18 protein-coding genes are annotated in these 18,445 nt (G+C 64.6%); 1 reads left to right on the top strand and 17 read right to left on the bottom strand.

The genetic code is table 11. The features are described 5' to 3' along the window. Positions 1–13 precede the first annotated feature (13 nt). The 10 genes from nuoK to OH491_RS06660 all read right to left on the bottom strand — a co-directional run bounded on the left by nuoK (position 14) and on the right by OH491_RS06660 (position 7,371). Positions 14–337 carry an NADH-quinone oxidoreductase subunit NuoK gene (gene nuoK / locus OH491_RS06705; protein ID WP_342750917.1) on the bottom strand — a complete coding sequence of 108 codons (324 nt, stop codon included), beginning with the start codon at positions 335–337 and terminating at the stop codon, positions 14–16. Further along, positions 334–876 (bottom strand): NADH-quinone oxidoreductase subunit J family protein, encoded by a 543-nt coding sequence (locus OH491_RS06700; RefSeq protein WP_068771755.1) that lies wholly within the window; start codon positions 874–876, stop codon positions 334–336. The genes nuoK and OH491_RS06700 overlap by 4 nt, the downstream gene beginning before the upstream one ends. A 112-nt stretch (positions 877–988) precedes the next feature. Next, entirely contained in the window at positions 989–2,227 is a 1,239-nt protein-coding gene (locus OH491_RS06695) for a complex I subunit 1/NuoH family protein (protein WP_068771756.1), read from the bottom strand. Between the two features lie 15 nt (positions 2,228–2,242). Further along, a complete protein-coding gene (locus OH491_RS06690; protein ID WP_068771757.1) occupies positions 2,243–2,884 on the bottom strand; it encodes a 4Fe-4S dicluster domain-containing protein in 642 nt (213 codons plus the stop codon). A gap of 174 nt (positions 2,885–3,058) precedes the next feature. Next, positions 3,059–4,138: an NADH-quinone oxidoreductase subunit D gene (locus tag OH491_RS06685; protein WP_068771997.1), complete on the bottom strand. Its 1,080-nt coding sequence runs from the start codon at positions 4,136–4,138 to the stop codon at positions 3,059–3,061. Positions 4,139–4,233: 95 nt separating this feature from the next. Continuing rightward, complete coding sequence (locus tag OH491_RS06680; protein WP_068771758.1) at positions 4,234–4,923, bottom strand: NADH-quinone oxidoreductase subunit C; 690 nt, start codon at positions 4,921–4,923, stop codon at positions 4,234–4,236. 32 nt (positions 4,924–4,955) lie between these two features. Continuing rightward, positions 4,956–5,960, bottom strand: coding sequence for an MBL fold metallo-hydrolase (locus tag OH491_RS06675; protein ID WP_068771759.1), 1,005 nt, complete (start codon positions 5,958–5,960; stop codon positions 4,956–4,958). 24 nt (positions 5,961–5,984) lie between these two features. Then, positions 5,985–6,683: an NADH-quinone oxidoreductase subunit B gene (locus tag OH491_RS06670; protein WP_084442433.1), complete on the bottom strand. Its 699-nt coding sequence runs from the start codon at positions 6,681–6,683 to the stop codon at positions 5,985–5,987. 21 nt (positions 6,684–6,704) lie between these two features. Further along, positions 6,705–7,079, bottom strand: coding sequence for an NADH-quinone oxidoreductase subunit A (locus OH491_RS06665; RefSeq protein ID WP_068771760.1), 375 nt, complete (start codon positions 7,077–7,079; stop codon positions 6,705–6,707). A 115-nt stretch (positions 7,080–7,194) separates the two neighbouring features. Beyond that, positions 7,195–7,371 (bottom strand): hypothetical protein, encoded by a 177-nt coding sequence (locus OH491_RS06660; protein WP_334319523.1) that lies wholly within the window; start codon positions 7,369–7,371, stop codon positions 7,195–7,197. Positions 7,372–7,386: 15 nt separating this feature from the next. Here OH491_RS06660 and OH491_RS06655 point away from each other — a divergent pair, with 15 nt between their 5' ends. Next, the gene (locus OH491_RS06655) at positions 7,387–7,902 is read left to right on the top strand and encodes a hypothetical protein (RefSeq protein ID WP_068771761.1); all 516 of its coding nucleotides are present in this window, start codon (positions 7,387–7,389) and stop codon (positions 7,900–7,902) included. 13 nt (positions 7,903–7,915) lie between these two features. On the opposite strand, the gene OH491_RS06650 is transcribed toward OH491_RS06655, so the two are convergent. The 7 genes from OH491_RS06650 to pheT form a co-directional block, all read right to left on the bottom strand. Next, on the bottom strand, positions 7,916–9,343 hold the full coding sequence (locus OH491_RS06650; protein WP_084442434.1) for an ATP-binding protein: 1,428 nt from the start codon (positions 9,341–9,343) through the stop codon (positions 7,916–7,918). Further along, a complete protein-coding gene (locus tag OH491_RS06645) occupies positions 9,340–10,029 on the bottom strand; it encodes a response regulator transcription factor (RefSeq protein ID WP_068771763.1) in 690 nt (229 codons plus the stop codon). The genes OH491_RS06650 and OH491_RS06645 overlap by 4 nt, the downstream gene beginning before the upstream one ends. Positions 10,030–10,324: 295 nt before the next feature. Then, on the bottom strand, positions 10,325–11,998 hold the full coding sequence (locus OH491_RS06640) for an NAD-dependent malic enzyme (protein ID WP_068771764.1): 1,674 nt from the start codon (positions 11,996–11,998) through the stop codon (positions 10,325–10,327). Between the two features lie 372 nt (positions 11,999–12,370). Further along, the gene (gatB, locus tag OH491_RS06635) at positions 12,371–13,966 is read right to left on the bottom strand and encodes an Asp-tRNA(Asn)/Glu-tRNA(Gln) amidotransferase subunit GatB (protein ID WP_068771765.1); all 1,596 of its coding nucleotides are present in this window, start codon (positions 13,964–13,966) and stop codon (positions 12,371–12,373) included. 26 nt (positions 13,967–13,992) lie between these two features. Further along, a complete protein-coding gene (gatA, locus tag OH491_RS06630) occupies positions 13,993–15,459 on the bottom strand; it encodes an Asp-tRNA(Asn)/Glu-tRNA(Gln) amidotransferase subunit GatA (RefSeq protein ID WP_068771766.1) in 1,467 nt (488 codons plus the stop codon). Between the two features lie 156 nt (positions 15,460–15,615). Continuing rightward, complete coding sequence (gatC, locus tag OH491_RS06625) at positions 15,616–15,900, bottom strand: Asp-tRNA(Asn)/Glu-tRNA(Gln) amidotransferase subunit GatC (RefSeq protein ID WP_342750916.1); 285 nt, start codon at positions 15,898–15,900, stop codon at positions 15,616–15,618. 14 nt (positions 15,901–15,914) lie between these two features. Beyond that, positions 15,915–18,422, bottom strand: coding sequence for a phenylalanine--tRNA ligase subunit beta (pheT, locus tag OH491_RS06620; RefSeq protein WP_342750915.1), 2,508 nt, complete (start codon positions 18,420–18,422; stop codon positions 15,915–15,917). Positions 18,423–18,445 lie beyond the last annotated feature (23 nt).

Below are 18,445 nucleotides of genomic sequence, written 5' to 3'. Positions count from 1 at the left end.
CATGGTCAGCCTTTCAATTCGTTCGCGTCCGGAGGCGGACGCTGCGGCGGTGCCGGTAGATCGCGATGATGAGCGCGAGGCCCACGGCGGCCTCGGCGGCGGCCACGGCAATGGAGAAAATCGCGAAGAGCACGCCGGTCGAGGCCGCCGCGCCCTGCGAGCGGCCCGCGAAAGCGATGAAGTTGATGTTGGCGGCGTTGAGCATGAGCTCGACGCCGAGAAGCACGAGGATGGTGTTGCTGCGGGCGAGCGCAGTGACGAGGCCCAGGCAGAAAAGCGCGCTCGAAAAGAGCAGGCTGAGGTGCAGCGGGCTTATGTTTTCAAGGAGATTCATCATGACGCGGCCTCCCCGGATTTGTCCGCCCCGCGGCGGTCGATGGATGCGATGACGATGGCGCCGATGAGCGCGACGGTGAGGAGAATCCCGATGACAAGGAGCGCGGCGGCATTGGCGGGCTCCATGAGCGCGAGGCCGAGCTGGCGGACGCCGGGGGCGGCGGCAGGCGTTTCGGCGCCGGTTTTGAAGGGCGAGGTGAGGATGGCCCCGGAAAGCGCGCCGAAGCAGGCTCCGCCCGCGACGAGCGCGGCGGCGGCGCGCTGGAAGGCCCCGGGCGCAGGGGCGGTGTCGCCGGGACCGAGGCGCGTGAGCAGCACGGCGAAGAGCACGACCATCGAGACCGCGCCGACGTAAACGAGGATTTGCGCGAAGGCGACAAACTCGGCGCCGGCCCAGAGGTAGTAGGCGGCGATGCCCACCCAGCCGGCGACGAGGAGGAGGGCGCTGTGAATGATGTTGCGCCGCGTAATGGCCACGGCGGACGCACCGATGGTGACGAGCGCGATGGCCAGAAACGAGAGAAGGGAGAGGTCGGGCATGGGTGGAAATTAATAATTAAGAATTAAAAATTAAGAATGGGGGAGACGGGCGCTGCCGCGTCGGGTTTGCAGTGGGATCGTTTTCATAATTCTTAATTTTTAATTCTTAATTTCATTGCGCGTAGCGGTAGTTGCGGGGGCCGAGGCCGGAGCCGAGGCTGCGACCGAGGAGCACGTAGGGGATGAGAATGAGCGCGAGGCCGACCGCCCAGCGGACGGCCAGCAGGACGGGGCCGTCCCACGACGCGGTGAGCATCCAGAAGGCGGCCACGCCGAGGTTGATGAGGCCGAGCGGGACAAGGAGTTTCCACGCGAGGCGGGTGAGCTGGTCGATGCGCAGGCGCAGGAGCGTGGCGCGTATCCAGATGAAGAAGAGGATGAGCGCGATGAGCTTGAGGCCGAACCAGAGGTAGGACGGGATGAACTGGAGGAACTCGCACGGGGCCTGCCAGCCGCCGAGGAAGAGCGTCACGCCGAGTCCGCACAGGCCGATGATGCCGAAATACTCACCCATGAAGAAGAGCGCGTATTTGAATCCCGAATACTCGGTTAGGTGCCCGGCGATGATCTCGCTTTCGCCCTCGGGGAGATCGAAGGGGCAGCGGTTGGTCTCGGCCAGCGCGGCGATGACGAAGATGACGAACCCGGCGAGGCCCCAGGGCGTGAGCACGTTCCAGTGCGGGATGAGCCCGCCGAGCGACCAGCCGCCCTGGGCGGTGACGATGGAGGAGGTGCCGAGGGTGCCGGCGGCGAGGACGACGGGGACGACGACGAGGAGCAGCGGGAGTTCGAAGGAAATGAGCTGCGCGAGGGCGCGCATGGCGGAGAGGAGCGAATACTTGTTCTGGCTCGACCAGCCGGCCATGAAGATGACGAGCTCGGAGGCGGCGCCGGCGGCGAAGAAATAGAGCACGCCGGCATCGAGGTCGAGCGGCGTCAGGTGGCGGCCGTAGGGGATGACGGCGAAGCCGAGCAGCGTGAAGAAGACCGCGCCGGCGGGGGCGAGGAAGTGCAGGATTTTGTCGGCGGCGGCGGGCACGAGGTCTTCCTTGGTCAGGGCCTTGACCGCGTCGGCAAAGGGCTGGAAAAAGCCGAAGAAGCGGATGCCGAGGATGCGGACGCGGTTGGGGCCGGGCCGGTTTTGGAAGCGGCCGAGGAGCTTGCGCTCGGTGACGGTGGTGAAGGCGAAGAGCAGCCCGAACACGGCGAGGATGACGGCAACGGCGAGCACGGAAGCGACCAGCCAGCGGACGAAATCGTTGTCGGGGAGAAGGCCAAGCACCCAGTCGAGCGCGAGGCCGGGAAGGCGTTCGAGAAAATTATCGGCGGGATTCACGGTGGCGAAGGTCATTGGCAGGCCCTTGGGTCAGGACGCGTCGGGTTTCGGAGCGGGAGCGGTTGCGGGCGGGGGCGGAACCGCGGCGGCAGACTTGGCTGCGGCGGCCGCGGCGGCTTTGGCTGCCGCAGCAGCGGCAGCGGCCTTGGCTTTTTCCTCGGCCTTGCGTTTGTCCTCGGCGAGGCGGGCGTCGATTTCGGCGGCGTCGGCGGGGTGGATTTGGTGAAAATAGCTGTTGGGTTTCGCGAGCTGGTCGAGGTGGACGAGCAGGCCCTCGAAGCGGTTGGTGGCCGTGATCTCGTAGTGGTGATCCATCTTGATGGAGTCGAAGGGGCAGGCCTCGACGCAGATCTGGCAGCCCATGCAGACGGAGAAGTCGATGTCGAAGATCTTGGGTTTCTTCTGCACGCGGCCTTTTTCGTCGCGCTCGGGGACGATGTAGATGCACTGCGGCGGGCATTCCTTCTCGCAGATGCGGCAGGCGACGCAGCGCAGGCCGGCGTTCGCGTCGTCGCCGTCGTAAACGAGGAAGGGGAAGCTGCGGAAGTTTTCCGGGAGTTTGTATCGTTTTTCCGGATACTCGATGGTGGGCAGGCGCTTGGGGTCGTGGTAGCTGCCGACGAGATTTTTCGCGGTGACGAGGAGTCCTTTGATGATGCCGGTGCCGAGCATGGGAGAAAATTAATTACGAATGACGAATTACGAATGACGAATTACGAATGACGAATGGCGGGGGACGCGTGGCCGGCCGCGAATGAGCGCGGGCGGATTCGGGCGAATGGGCAAGGGCGGGATGCCGGTGGTTGGTTTAATTCGTAATTCGTCATTTGTAATTCGTGATTGGTTTCAGCGGTCCACTTCGCCCAGGACGATGTCCACGCTGCCGAGGGTGATGACGGCGTCGGCGACGGTCTGGCCGACGCACATGTCTTCGAGGATGGTGAGGTTGATGAAGGAGGGCGGACGGATGCGGTAGCGGTAGGGCTGCGGGCCGCCGTCGCTGATGAGGTAGAAGCCGAGTTCGCCCTTGGGGGCCTCGATGCGTCCGTAGGCTTCGCCGGGTTTCGGGCGGAGTCCGCGGGATTTGGCCTTGGGATCGGTGGCGGGGCCGCCAGGGATGTCGCGGAGGGCCTGGCGGAGGATTTTGAGCGACTCGTGCATTTCGAGCATGCGCATCATGTAGCGGTCGTAGGTGTCGCCGTGGTCGCCAAGGGGGACGCGGAAGTCGAAGCGGTCGTAGATGGAGTAGCGCTCGACTTTGCGGATGTCGTAATCCACGCCGGAGGCGCGCAGCATGGGGCCGGTGATGCCGGCGTTGATGGCGAGATCGGGTTTGAGGATGCCGGTGCCCTGGGTGCGGGCGAGGAGGATTTCGTTGCCGGTGAGGAGGGCGTCCTGCTCGTCGAGGAATTTTGGGAAGTCGCCCTCGAGGTAGTCTTTCAGGCGGGCGAGCCAGTCGGGCGAGGGATCGACGCGGACGCCGCCGAAACGCATGTAGTTGCACATCATGCGGGAGCCGGTGAGCTCCTCGACGAGGTCGAGCATGCGTTCGCGTTCGCGCAGGGAGTAGAGCAGGGGAGTGAAGGAGGTGCCGAGGTCGTTGAGCAGGAAGCCGACGAGGCAGCAGTGGTTGATGAGGCGGGCGAGTTCGCCGACGATGACGCGGATGTATTCGCCGCGCTCGGGGACGGTGAAACCGGCCAGTTTCTCGACCGCGATGACATAGGCCCAGTTGTTGGTGAGGGAGGCGAGGTAGTCGAGGCGGTCGGTGTAGGGGATGCTGGCGAGGTAGGAAATGGCTTCGGCCAGTTTTTCGTGGTTGCGATGCAGGTAGCCGAAAACGGGCTGGAGCTTGACGATGATCTCGCCGTCGAGGACGACGTTCATGCGGAAGACGCCGTGGGTCGAGGGGTGGTGCGGCCCCATCGAGACCTCGAGAAGGTCGCCGTGGAAGTCGTCGTGAACGGCGCGGACCGAGGTGGCGCCGGGCGTGAAGGTGTCGGGCGTGGCAGCGGAAGCGCTCATTTGGCGGCCTCCTGTTTCGTGGTGACGGCGGGTGACGGCGTCAGCGCCGGCGGCGCGGGATAGTGCGTTTTCGCGCGCGCCAGCACTTCGTCGTGCGGGGTGGGCTCCCATTCGTAGTCGTCGGGGGAAACGTAGTCTTTGCGCATGGGGTGGTCCTTGAATTCGTCCCACATGAGGATGCGGCGGAGATCGGGGTGGCCTTCGAAGCGGACGCCGAAGAGATCGAAGACCTCGCGTTCCTGAAACTCGCAAGAGCGCCAGACCGGGGTGAGCGAGGGCACGGTCACGTCGTCGGCGCGGTTGGCGGTGCGGAGGCGGAGGACGACGGGCGCGGTGGTTTTGAGCGCCATGGAGTAGAGGTGGTAAACGACTTCGAGATAACCGGGCTGGAGGCGCTTGGTTTTTTGCTCGGTGACTTTGTCCGGGCCGCCGGCGGGGTCGGGCGTGGTGATTTTCACGGTCTCGGTGATTTCCTTGTCGGGCCAGTCGACGCCGCTGACATTGGAGCAGAAATCGAGGCGGAGCGCGGGGTCGTCGCGCAGGAAGCGGGCGATCTCGCGGGCATGCGCGTGGGCGAGAAGCAGGGAGTGCTGCGCGGCGGGGCCGGGATTGGTGACAAGGGTGACGGCATCCGGGGCCGGAAAGGCCGCGATGAGCCGGTCGCGAAGTTGTTCAAGGGTTTCCACGAGAGAGGTCGGTAAGTGGCGGTGTGAATGGATTAGCGCGCGGGTTCAACCGGGGCATACTCGATGGGCACCCAGGCATACGCCTTGCCCTCGGTGGCGACATGGCCGATGCCGGGAAAAGGCAGATGCGCGCCGGCGATCCAGAGCCTGTCGGCCGCGGCCTGGGCCAGGATTTTCTGGCGGGTGGCGACGGCCTGCCCGGCGTCGGAATCAAAGGTGACCGCGACCTCCGGATGGGCAAATTGCACGGCGTGGCTGTGAATGATGTCTCCCCAGACCAGCATGCTTTCATCGAGGGAATTCAACAAGTAGCTGACGTGGCCGGGGGTATGGCCGGGAGTGAGGACGGCCTCGATGCCGGGCACCAGCGTATCGCCGATCTGGTAGGTTTTCAGCTTGTTGGCCGCGCGGTAGGGGGCCACGGCTTCGCGGGACATTTGGAACATCCCCTGAAGCTCTTTGGGGGCTTTGGCCGCGATGGCCTCGTCCAGCCAGTAGTCGGCCTCGGTTTTGGAAACATGGACGGTGGCATTGGGGAAAACCGCCTTGCCGTCATCCGTCAACAGGCCGCACGCGTGGTCGGGATGCAGGTGGGTGAGCAGCACGGTGTCGACTTGGGCCGGATCGTAGCCGGCCGCCCGCAGGTTGTTGGCGATGTGCCCGAGCGTGGGACCGAATTTTCCGGCCGTGCCCACGTCCACCAGGACGAGATGGGAACCCGTGTGGACCAGGAATGCATTCACGGCGGTTTGCACTCCGTTTTCGGAGGAGATGAACATCCGGGCAAACAGGCTTTGGATGTCCGCGGCATCGGTTTTGATGAGGACCGGATTTTCTATCATCAAATAGCCGTCATACAGGGCGGTGACTTCAAACTGGCCGAGCATCATCCGGTAATAACCCGGGACCTGCGCTTGTTTTTGCGAGGGGACGGCAGCCTGAACCGGAGCCGCCAGCGATGCGGAGAACAGCATCGCGCCGGCCAGCAATGCGGCGGAGGCGACGCGGGAAAGTGCCGAATGTCCGGAGTGGTTCATATCAATTGGGAAAGTGGGGAAAAGTCAGGGTTTGTCGGCGCGCACCAAAGAAGGGGCCGGACGCCAGACCGAATCGTTTTTAGGCGGGACGAGGTCGTGCTCGCCGTAGGCGGGCACGGGCCATTCGCAGGGGAGATCCTTGCGCAGGTGGCGCGGGGCGTCGGGGCCGGTGAGGCGCTCGGCCTTGATCTTTTTCTGCACCTCCATCAGCCCGTTGAGGAGCGCCTCGGGGCGCGGCGGGCAGCCGGGGATGTAAACATCCACGGGGATGTAACGGTCAACGCCTTTCAGCACGTTGTAGCCCTGCTTGAAGGGGCCGCCGGAAATCGAGCATGCGCCCATCGCGATGCAGTATTTCGGCTCGCCCATCTGGTTCCAGATGCGCACGACCTGCGGGGCCATTTTTTTGGTGACGGTGCCCGACACGATCATGAGGTCGGCCTGGCGCGGCGAGGCGCGGAAAATCTCGGCGCCGAAACGCGCGATGTCGAAACGCGCCGCCGCCACCGCGATCATCTCGATGGCGCAGCAGGCGAGGCCGAACTGGAGCGGCCAGATGGAGTTCGCGCGGCCCCAGTTGTAGATTTCGTTGAAGCTGGTCAGCAGGATGCCCTGCTGGCGAAACGACTCGCGTTCCTCATGCGAGATCCCCCCCGGCAACGGCACCGGAGCAGGCGGGACGGATTCGATGGATGCGGGGGACGGGGCGGAAGAGGTGCTCATAAGATGAAGGATGCCAGATTGTTATTTCCATTCGAGGTGCCCGCGTTGCCACGCCCAGACGAGCCCCTCGGCCAGCAACAAAATGAACACCAGCATCGCCAGCAGCGCGCCGGCCGGCAGGCCGGTAAACACGACCGCGAAGGGCAGGAGAAACAGAACCTCCACGTCAAAAATCAGGAACAGAATGGCATAGAGATAATAATGCGCCTTGAACTGCACGCGCTGGATGTCGGTCGATTCGAGTCCGCATTCATACACGTTGTTCTTGACCGGGTTGGGCTTCGGCGGCTGGAAGAGTCTGAACCAAATCCGCGCAACCAACAGCAGGGCAAAGGGAAACGCCGCAGCGATGACCGCAAACAGCGCAAGGAAAGCATAAGGATGAGCGGAAGGCATGTAGGTGAAATGGATGTAAAGCCCTCCAGCTAACAAGCGCACCCCGTCTTCGGCAATGAGGAAGCAGTGCTGTTTATTGGTTAAAAGTGTTCATTTCTTGACCCGTGAGAGCAATTTATGAGCAATCCGGATGCAAAAACGCCAAATCAGGCGCATTTTGCCGGCCTGCGAGTCGCTTTTCCGGGTCATTGAGACAATCGTTTGTCATCGCGTCTTTTTTGCTTCGTTTCATTAATTCGAGCCGGCGCGCTTCTCTTTTCATCCTTTTTCCCTGACGCGGGCGGATTTCCATGTCATTTTCCGCAACATGAACCAACGTCGGAAGATAGTCCTGATCGCCTCGGTCGCGGCGATCCTGATGATTGCGGTCGGAATGAACCGCTACTATGACGCCGACCGCCAGCTCGACCGCGGCTGGACGGGATTGGTGGAGTCGATCGAGTCGCGCAGCGCGTTCGGCGTAAACCGCTTGCTCGCGCCGGATTACACGGATTGCTGGGGTTACGACAAGGATTCGCTGGGCAAGGACCTCTGGCGCATCTTTTACCCGTTCGAGAGCATCGGGCTCACGCCTCACGAGGTGCTGGTCGCCCGCGAGGGAGACATGGCCACGATCAGCGCCAAATTCACGATGGTCTCGACCGGTTCCGGCCTCGGCGCCGACGCGCAAAACCAAGTCAACCGGCTCACCGAGCCGTTTGTCATCCAGTGGCGGCGCGACAGCAGTTTTCCGTGGTCGTGGAAAATCACGCGCATCGACCAGCCCGAATTCGACGCCAAACGCTACCAGCGCCGCCGATCGGCGAGTCCGCTGGGATTCTGAACGCGTTTCCTCGTCATTCCGCGGCTTCGGGGCCGAGCCTGAATTCCAACCAACCCGTGGCCTCGTCGAGCGCCACGGTCAGGGTCCAGCGCATCGCGCCCGCCTGCGCGCGCGCGAGCGAGAGCCCGAGCCCAAGGTGCTGCTGCTTGCTGCGCGCCTCCTCCTTGCGCCAAAGCCGGTCAAAGAAATGCGCCACTTCGGTCCCGGTGAGATTGCTCGTGCTGTTGCCCACGCGCAAACACGCCGCGCTGCCGCCGGGGTCGGCGGCATCCACCCGCACCTCTATCCGTCCCGCGTCGGAAGCATATTCGACGGCGTTCTCGAAAAGATTGACCAATATCAACCGCAACAATTGACGGTCCGCCGTCACCCGCGCGGACGGCAGCACCAGCGACACCTCCAGCCCGCGTTCCCGCGCCCTCCCGGCAAACGAAGCCCACACCGACCCGGCCTCCGCCGCCAAGTCCACCTCCTCCAACGCCGGCTCGAAACGCCCCTGCTCGCCGCGCGCGAGCGCCAGCAGGTGCGTCGCCAGCGTTTCCATGTGCCGCGCGATGGCCAGCACCTCGTGGTCCATCGCGCCGTCGCGCGCATCGGGCCACTTGATCGCGCACTCCGCCAGGCTGCGCAATTCCGCCAGCGGCGTGCGCAACTCATGCGCGAGATTTGCGCTGAAACGCCGCTCCCGGGCCAGCGACTCGCCGAGGCGCCCCAGCAGGTCGTTCAGCCGCCGCGCGATCGACTGCAATTCCACCGGCAGCCCGTCCACCGGGAAGCGCGCGCCCTCGCCGAGCGCGGAGGCGTCGATCCTCCCTGCCTGCTCGCCCAGCCTTTCGAGCGGGCGCAAGCCGTGCCGCAGCACGCCCGGCACCAGCCACAGCATCAGCCCCGCCAGCAATCCCCCGCCGGCCAGCAGCCATGCGAGAAACCGCCACAGTCCCTCGTCCAGATGCGCGCGGTCCGACGCCACCACGAGCCGCACCGGTTCGCCCAGTCGCTCCGGCAGCTCCGTCCCCTCGATGGGGGGAAGAAAATCGAATCGCACGGCCCGCCCGGCATGGCCGGTCGGCAGCGTCAGATCCCAGCGCATCGGCGTCACGCCGCCGCATCCGACCGGGGCGAGCAGCCCGTCGGGATGATACAACGATTCCGAGCGGGCGAGGATTTTGCCCGATGCATCCCGCAACTCAAAAAAATCCGTCATCACATGGTCCTCGAAACCCTGGAAAAAACGGTCGCTCAAATCCACGCGCACATCGCCGTCCTCCTCCTGCACCGTGACGGAGCTCACCGCCTGCGCCTTCGCATCGAGCGTCGCGTCGAATTCCGCCAGCGCCGTGCGGCGCGAGGCCAGGTAAATTGCGGACAATCCCGCGCCCAGCAGCACCAGCACCACCGCCAGCAGCCGCCGCGCGAGTTGACGCCGGATGGAAACGCTCATGTCTGCGCCGCCGCGTCCTCGGGCTCCTCTTCCAGCACGTAGCCGAATCCGCGGCGCGTGCGGATCAGCGGCGCGCCCCCGCCGAGTTTCTTGCGCAGCATGCACACCGCGGAATCCACCACGTTGCTCATCAGGTCGGCATGGCCCTCGTAGATGTGCGCCTCGATCTCCCCGCGCGAGGCGACCTGCCCGCGCCGCCGCGCCAGGTATTCAAGAATCAAATACTCGCGCGCCGTGATCTCCACGGGCCGTCCCGCCACCCGCACCGTGCGCGCCTGCGCGTTGATTTCCAGCGCGCCCAGCATGATGATGTCCGCCTTCGAGCCGTAACCGCGCCGGCAGAGCGCCTGCACGCGCGCGAGCAGTTCCTCCATGGCGAACGGTTTTATCAGGTAGTCGTCCGCGCCGCCCTGCAAGCCGCGCACCCGGTCCTCGACCGCGTCGCGCGCCGTGAGCAGCAGCACGTGCACGGCGTTGCCCTGGTGCCGCAATTCCGCGAGCAATTTCATCCCGTCGAGCTTGGGCAGCATGAGATCGAGCACGATCGCGTCGTAGTCGTTCGTCTGCGCCATCCAGAGCCCGGTCTCGCCGTCGCCCGCGACATCCACGACATAGCCGGACTTGCGCAACGCAATGCCGAGCGTGGTCTGAAGCCGGGGCGAGTCTTCTACAACAAGGATGCGCATGCGAGGAAGGGAGGTGAGCCGAGCTTGCCCGCGCCACCGTCAACGGCAAGCCCTTTGCAGGGACGGACGGGACGAGGGGTGAAACTCAAAGTTGTGCCACTCCCTCTTTCTTCTTTCCTCTTTATCTTTCTCTTTCGTCAGGAACGGGCAGGGAGAAAGAGGAAAGATAAAGAATAAAGAGGAAAGATTCCGGCGGTGACTTCACTTTGGGTTGCTCCCCGGGCAAGGGAGCGGCGGTGTCCCCGCCGCCGTTCCGGGATTCCCGGGGGGCCGAAATTTTCGCGTTTTCGTCCGGCTACAGGCAGTCCTGATAGACCGGCTCGAACATCGACTGGCGGATGTCGGCTTCGAGATCGGCGGGCTTGGGCAGCGTGGCCAAGCCTTCCTTGTGGGCCTCCTTGGCGACCTCGACCGCGATGGCGAGCGAGACGGCGCGGATGCGGGTGAGGGCGGGATAGACGCGGCCTTTCGCGAGGTCCTCCTCCCCGACCATGGAGGCGAGCGTGCGCGCGGCGGTGAGGAACATGCGGTCGGTCACTTCCGTCGCGCCGCAGGCGAGCGCGCCGAGGCCGACGCCGGGGAAGATATAGACGTTGTTGCCCTGGCCGGGAACGAAGGTGCGTTCGCCGAGTTTCACGGGATCGAAGGGACTGCCGCTGGCGAAGACGACGCGCCCGTCGGTCCACTGATAGGCTTCCTCGGCGGTGCACTCGGCTTTCGCGGTCGGATTGGACAGCGCGAAGATGACCGGATGCTTGTTGAGTGCCGCCATGCGCCGGACAATGGGTTCGGTGAAGGCGCGCGCCTGGCTCGACACGCCGATGAGGGCGGTGGGCTTGAGCGCCTCGACCGCCTCGGCGAGCGTGGCGATGGGCGCGTGGTCGTGCGCATAGGGAATCTTGTGGTGGGCGAGGGGGCGGCCCTTGCGGTTTTTCACGACGAGGCCCTCGGAGTCCACAAACCAGCAGCAGGCGCGGGCCTGCGCCTCGGTGAGGCCGGCGTCCATGGCGGCGGTGACAAAGAGGTCGGCGATGCCGGTGCCGGCCTCGCCCGCGCCGAGGAAGAGGATGCGTTGTTTCTCGATGCTGCCGCCGGTGATGCGGTGCGCGCCCAGCAGGCCGGCCAGGGCGACGGAGGCGGTGCCCTGGATGTCGTCGTTGAAGGAGCAGATTTTGGAGCGGTTGGAGGCGAGGAGGCGGAAGGCGTTGGTGTTGCCGAAGTCCTCCCATTGGAGCAAGGCGCGGGGGAAGACGGTTTTCACGGCGGCGACAAATTCGTCGAGGAATTCGTCGTATTCGGGGCCGCGGACGCGTTTTTGATTGAGGCCGATGTAGAAGGGGTCGTTGCGGAGGGTGTCGTTGTCGGTGCCAACATCGAGGGTGATGGGCAGGCAGTAGCCGGGATGCACGCCGGCGCAGGCGGTGTAGAGGGAGAGTTTGCCGACGGGGATGCCCATGCCGAGCGCGCCGAGGTCGCCGAGCCCGAGGATGCGCTCGCCGTCGGTGACGACGATCATGCGCACGTCGGCGATGGGCCAGTGGCGGAGGATTTCGGCGATGCGGCCGCGTTCGCGGATGCTGATGAAGAGGCCGCGCGGGCGGCGGAAGATGGAGCCGTATTCGAGGCAGGCCTGGCCGACGGTCGGCGTGTAGACGAGGGGCATCATTTCCTCGATGTGATCCTGGAGGACGCGGTAGAAGAGGGTTTCGTTGCGGGTCTGGAGGGTGGTCAGGTAGATGTATTTTTCCAGGTTGGTGGGTTTGCGGCGCAGATTGCCGAGGGCGCGCTGTTTTTGCTCCTCGAGGGTGAACACGCGCGGCGGCAGCAGGCCGCGCAGGCCGAGGGCGTCGCGCTCGGCCTCGCTGAAGGCGGTGCCCTTGTTGCGAAGTGCGTCGGTCAGGAGGCTCATGCCGCGCGGTTGCGCGGAGGCGCCGGTGGAGTGGAGTTTGTCGGCATTCTGTTTTTTCATGGGAGAGGATAAACGAAACGGGGCATTATGAATGGGCAAGGGCACGGTGTCACGTTTTTGCTGTGCGGACAGAAAAGTTTTACCAGCCGCTTGTGAGCGGCGCGGGTGAGACAGGCCGGAATTGTTTTTCCGGAGCGGGAATGAGGGCGGGTTGCACAGGGGGCCGAGTTTACACGAGGCGCGCGCGGGGCGTGAGGATTTTCCGGGCGCGACTTGGGACAAAATCGACTTCTCTTTTGTGCGATGAGAAAGTGAGGTGAATGAAAAGAATGGCTGGAGCGCTTGGAACTGCGGGGACGGCAATGTAACCTAATGGGTTACATTGCCGGCAAAATTCGGGTATGTTTCAGGTCACAGAGTCCAATCGCGACATTATTCAGAATGTGCTAGGAGGCGGCGGAGGGTGGCGTCGACTTCGCGGGGGTTGGCCTTGCCTCGGCTGGCTTTCATCACGGGGCCCTTGAGCCCGTTGATGGCGCTTTCCTTGCCCGCGCGGAATTCGGCGGCGGCCTTGGCGTTGGCCGCGATGGCGTCGCGGCACCATTGCTCGAGTTCGCCAGTGTCGGCGGGCTGGGGTTTCAGGCCCAATTTATCAGCAGACTTTTTAATAAATGGGATTTTTGCTTTTCCGACAGCGTTACTGCTGCTCACAAAATACTCAGCGGACAAAGAGGGAAAATTCGATGACGTTATTAAATAGCCATAGTTTGATGTAAGATTCGCAATCTCTGCAAGATACGGAGGAGTGGCTACTTCCTTCAGGAAGAAATCTAAATCAGGTTTATTTGGATCATCCGATTCAGAAGGGATTAGTTTCTTTGCACTGGGATTTTCTTTTTCTATGCGCTCGATTTCACGCAAAAATTCTGTCCATGTTTTTTTGCTGGTAGCGGCATTAGTTACATAATCCGCTATTTTTTCCGCAAAAGAAACAGCTCGATTTCCTGCCTGCTTTAGGCACTCATCATAGTGTTCCGCCAGTTCGTTATTCCATGTGAAAACGGAGGCTTTTCCATATGGCAGTTTGTATTTTTCCATCAGGCGGCGCTGGCGGTCGAAGGGGCGCTCGGGGAGGGTGGCGGCGATGGAGGACTTCCAGGTTTCGTCCACGCGGACGGGCATGAGGTCGGGGTCGGGGAAGAAGCGGTAGTCGTGCGCGTCTTCCTTGGAGCGGAGGGATTGCGAGGCGCCGGTGAGGCCGTCGTAGTCGCGGGTCTCCTGCGCGACCTGGCCGCCGGACTGGACGAGGGCGGTCTGGCGGCGGATTTCGTGGGCGATGGCGTCGCGGACGTAGGCGATGGAGTTGAGGTTTTTCATCTCGACCTTGGTGCCGAGCGCGGTGGCGCCGGCGGGGCGGATGGAGACGTTGACGTCGCAGCGCATCTGGCCTTTTTCCATGTCGCAGTCGGAGACGCCGCCTTGCTGCATGAGGGCGCGGAGGGCGGTGAGGAAGGCGAAGGCTTCGTCGGCGGAGTGCAACGCGGGCTCGGTGACAAGCTCCATGAGCGGGGTGCCGGCGCGGTTGTAGTCGACGAGGGAGTCGGTGGCGTGGTGGTTGAGCTTGCCGACGTCCTCCTCGAGATGGATGCGGTTGAGGGGGATTTTTTTGTGCGCCCCCATGATGTTGCGGGCGGGACCGGGGAGCTCGATCTCGACTTCGCCGCCGAGGCAGATGGGGCGGAATTGCTGGGTGAGCTGGTAGTTTTTCGGGGAGTCGGGATAGAAGTAGTTTTTGCGGTCCCAACGGCATTCGTCGGCGATGCGGCAATGGACGAGGAGGCCGGCGCGGATGACTTGGTCGATGGCGGTTTTGTTGAGGACGGGGAGGGCGCCGGGAAGGGCGAGGACAACGGGGTCGGTGAGGGTGTTGGGTTCGTGCCCGTAGCCGGCGGGGGCGCGGGTGAACATCTTGGTGCGGGTCTTGAGCTGGATGTGGACTTCAAGTCCGATGACGGCTTCGTAGTTCATGCAAAATTACAGAAGAGCATTCGGTTTTAGAGATTCGGAAAACGTTTCGCCCAGTCGTGCGCGGCTTCGTAGTCGTGGGCGATCTGGAGGAGGTCGGTTTCCTTGAAGGGCTGCCCGAGGAGCTGGAGGCCGATGGGGAGGTTGTCCTTGCTGTAGCCGCAGGGCAGGCTGATGCCGGGGAGGCCGGCGAGATTGGCCCCGATGGTGTAGATGTCGGAGAGGTAGAGCGCCATCAGGTTCTTGGCGTATTCGCCTTTCTTGAAGGCGGTGCCGGGATTGGCCGGCGTGATGATGGCATCCACCTGCTCGAAGGCTTTTTGGAAATCCTGGCGGATAAGGGTGCGGACTTTTTGCGCGCGGAGATAATACGCGTCGTAGTAGCCGCTGCTGAGGACATAGGTGCCGAGGATGATGCGGCGCTTGACTTCGGGGCCGAATCCTTCGGCGCGGGTTTTGGTGTAGATGTCAACGGCATCGGTCGCGGCGGGGGAACGGTGGCCGTAGCGGATGCCGTCGAGCCGGGCGAGGTTGGAGGAGCATTCCGCCGTGGCGACGATGAAATAGACACTGAGGCAGTGCTCGGTGTGGGGCAGGGAGATTTCGCGGATTTCGTAGCCGAGTTTTTTATAGTGGGCGACGGCTTGCCCGACGGCGGCGCCAACTTCCGGGTCGAGTCCCTCGCCAAAGTATTCGCGCGGGATGCCGAGATGGCGGGGCGCGGAGCGGGGCGGCCTGGAATGAAGCGCGGCGCGGTAATCGGGGACGGCGATCTGGCAGGAGGTGGAGTCGAGAGGATCGTGCCCGGCGATGGCTTGCAGGAGGATGGCGGTGTCCTCCACGGTGCGGGTGAGGGGGCCGATTTGGTCCAGTGAGCTGGCAAAGGCGGCGAGTCCGTAGCGGGAGACGAGCCCGTAGGTGGGCTTGAGGCCGGTGACTCCGCAAAAGGCGGCGGGCTGGCGGATGGAGCCGCCGGTGTCGGAGCCGAGGGTGCCGATGGCTTCGCCGGCGGCGACGGCGGCGGCGCTTCCCCCGGAGGAGCCGCCGGGGACGCGCGTGAGATCGTGGGGGTTTGCGGTGGTGCCGAAGGCGGAGTTTTCCGTGGACGAGCCCATGGCGAACTCGTCGAGATTGAGGCGGCCCCAGATGACGGCTCCGGCATTCCTGAGCCGGGTGATGACGGTGGCGTCGTAGGGGGAGCGGTAGCTGGCGAGGATTTTGGACGAGGCGGTGAGCGGCTGGCCGGTGACGGCGATGTTGTCCTTGATGCCGATGGGAATGCCGTCGAGCGGCCCGCGGGCGTGGCCGGCGGCGCGGCGTTCGTCAGAGGCGCGGGCCTGGGCGAGGGCGTCGGCGGAGTCCCAAGAGGTGAAGGCGCGGACGCGCGGTTCGACGGCGGCGGTGCGGTCGATGACGGCCTGGGTGAGTTCGACGGAGGAAAGTTCTTTTTTCGCGAGGGCGTCGGCGAGGTCGGCGATGGTGCGGTGGGTGGGCATCGGGAGATTTTTTAGGTCACGGGTATTTGCGAATGAGAATGGCATTATAGATGCCATTAGGAGGTAGGGCGAGGCGTCCCGCCGAGCCATTGGGTATTCGCGGCTCGGCGGGACGCCTCGCCCTACCTAAAGAGACAATCTTGTTCATAAATGGTATTATTCGACGACTTTGGGGACGGCGATCATGTTGTCGCGCTGGGCGGGGGCGTTGCCGAGGGCCTGTTCGGGTGTGAGGGTGGGGCCGGGCTCGTCGGCCTGCCAGACGTTGTAGATGGGAAAACCGTGCGCGGTGGGTTCGACGCAGGTGACGTCCACTTGCTTGAGTTTTTCGATGTGGGCGAGGACATCGCCGAGCTGGGCGGAGAAGGCGGCTTTTTCCTCCGGCGTGAGGTCGATGCGGGCGAGGCGGGCGATGTGGTCGATGTCGAGGTCGGCGGGCATGGCGGGTAGATTGCTTATTTTCGGATTTGCCAGGGAGTGGATTTGGCGAGGTCGGTCTGGAGCTTGGTGAAGGCGGCGTTGACTTCGTCGTCGGTCAGCGTGCGGTCGGAGGCGCGGAAGGTCAGCGAGAGGGCGAGGCTCTTTTTGCCGTCGGGAAGGTTTTGGCCTTGGTAGAGGTCGAAGATGTTGATCGCTTCCACGGCGAAGGTTTTGCCGGCGATTTTGGCCGCGGTGGTTTTGAGTTTGTCGGCCACGTCCCCGGCGGGCGTGGCGGCGTCAACCACGAGGGCGAGGTCGCGCGTGGTCGGGGGATAGGCGGTGAAGGGTTGAAAGCGGGTGCGTTTTGACTCGGTCGTGAAAATCTGCCGGGGCAGGAGCAATTCGCCGGCGATGATGGCGTGGCCTTTGATGTCGCGGGCGCGGGCCGTTTTCGCGTCGATGAGGCCGCAGGCGAGCTCGATTTGGCGGGCCCGGTCGGTGGTCTGCGCGGAGTGGTTGCGCTGCCAGAGCGCGGGGGCGGGCAGAGGGGCAACTTTTCCGGCGCCGGCGGCGGCGTTGTCGGTGATGAGATGGAACTGGAGGCGGGCGGCGGAAACGCCGGCGAGCGCCGCAAGGTCGAGCGCGAGTTTTTTCGCGTGGTAGAAGTCAACGGGGGCGCGCGTGAGCCAGGCGCGGGTGGCGGGGGCGGCGAGGACGACGAACGACACGGCGGTGAGTTCGCGCAAGGCTCCGTCGGGCGCGGGGCGGAAGACGCGGCCGATCTCGAAGAGGCGGCGGGGGGCGTTGTGCGCGGCGAGGTTGAGCGCGAGGGCGTCGAGCAGGCCGGGGATGAGCGAGGGGCGGATGTGGCCGAGTTCGCTGGTGAGGGGATTGGCGAGCGCGAGGGCGTCGGCCATCGGCTGGCCGAAGAGCGCGGCGAGGTCGTGTCCGTCGCAGAGGGTGTAGTGGACGCACTCGGCGAAACCCTGGCCGGCTAGGTGGGCGCCGGCGCGACGGGTGAAGGTGGCGAGCGGGTCGTCGTTTTCGATGTCGCCGGGCGCGGGGGCGGCGATGGGCGTGGAGGGGATTGTAGTGGTGCCGTGGATACGGACGAATTCCTCGACGAGGTCGATGGGGCGGTCGATGTCGGAGCGGAAGGAGGGAACGGTGACGCGCCAGGCGCCGGAGGGTGCCTGGGCGACGGTGAAGCCGAGGCGGCGGTAGGTGCCGGCGATGGTGGTGTCGTCGATATCGAAGCCGCAGCGGGCGCGGACGTAGTCGGCGGTGAGGTCGATGGCGCGGTCTCCGCGGGAGGGGGCACCGACGACGGCGCGGGGACCGATGACTGTGCCGCCGGCGAGTTCGAGGATGAGGGCGGTGGCGCGGCGGGCGGCGAAGAGGACGCCGGCGGGATCGGCATCGCGGGTGTAGCGCTGGGCGCTGTCGGTGGAGAGGGCGAGGCGGCGGCTGGTCTTGCGAATGGGGCCGGGGCGGAACCAGGCGGCTTCGAGGACGATGTTGGCGGTGGCGGCGGTGACGCCGCTGTTTTCGCCGCCCATGATGCCGCCGATGGCGAGGGCGTTTTGGGCGTCGGCGATGACGCAGTCGGTGGTCTCGAGCGCGACGACGCGGCCTTGGTCGAGAAGTTTTATGGTTTCGCCGGGGCGGGCGGGGCGGACGTTGATTTGTTGCCCGCCGATGTTGGCGGCGTCGAAGGCGTGGAGGGGCTGGCCGGTTTCGAGCATGACCCAGTTGGTGATGTCCACGATGTTGTTGATGGGGCGCAGGCCGACGGCGAGGAGGTCGCGGGCGAGCCAGTCGGGGGACGGCGCCACGCGGACGCCACGAATGGCGGTGGCCGTATAGTAGGGGCAGGTCTCGATGGTGGTGGAGACGGAGGCGAGGAGGGGAGCGGCCTCGGAGGCGGGGGCGGGCGCGGCGGGGGTGGCGTCGGTGAGCCCGGGCAGGCGGAGGGCGCGGTCGAAATACGCAGCGAGGTCGCGGGCGACGCCGATGTGGCCGAGGCAGTCGCCGCGGTTGGCGGTGATGCTGAGGTCGAGGACGGTGTCGGGCGGCGGGAAGTGGTCGTTGATGGAGGTGCCGACCGGGAGGCCGCGGGCGGTGAGGATGAGGAGGCCGGCGTGATCGTCGCCGAGGCCGAGTTCGCGGGCGGAGCACATCATGCCCTGCGATTCGACATCGCGGAGCTTGCTGACCTTGATCTCGAAATCACCGGGGAGGACGGCGCCGGGGAGGGCGACGGGGACGAGGTCGCCCGCGGCGAAGTTTTTCGCGCCGCAGACGATTTGGCGCGGGCCGGCGGGGTCGCCGGTGTCAACGGAGCAGACGGAGAGCTTGTCGGCCTTGGGGTGTTTCTCGAAGGAGAGGATTTTGCCGATGACGACATTTTTGAGGGGCTGGAGGCCGGCGCTGGCGGTTTCCTCGACTTCGAGGCCGAGCATGGGAAGGGCGTCGGTGATTTGCGCGACGGGGAGGCCGGAGAGGTCGATGTAGCGGGAGAGCCATTGGAGGGAGATTTTCATCGGGAAAGTTTTTTTGGACAGAA

Origin of the sequence: Termitidicoccus mucosus (assembly GCF_038725785.1) — a bacterium.
GTDB classification, from domain to species: Bacteria; Verrucomicrobiota; Verrucomicrobiia; order Opitutales; family Opitutaceae; genus Termitidicoccus; species Termitidicoccus mucosus.
The sequence above is the reverse complement of the archived record's forward strand: the minus strand, read 5'-3'. Positions and strand labels throughout refer to the sequence as shown.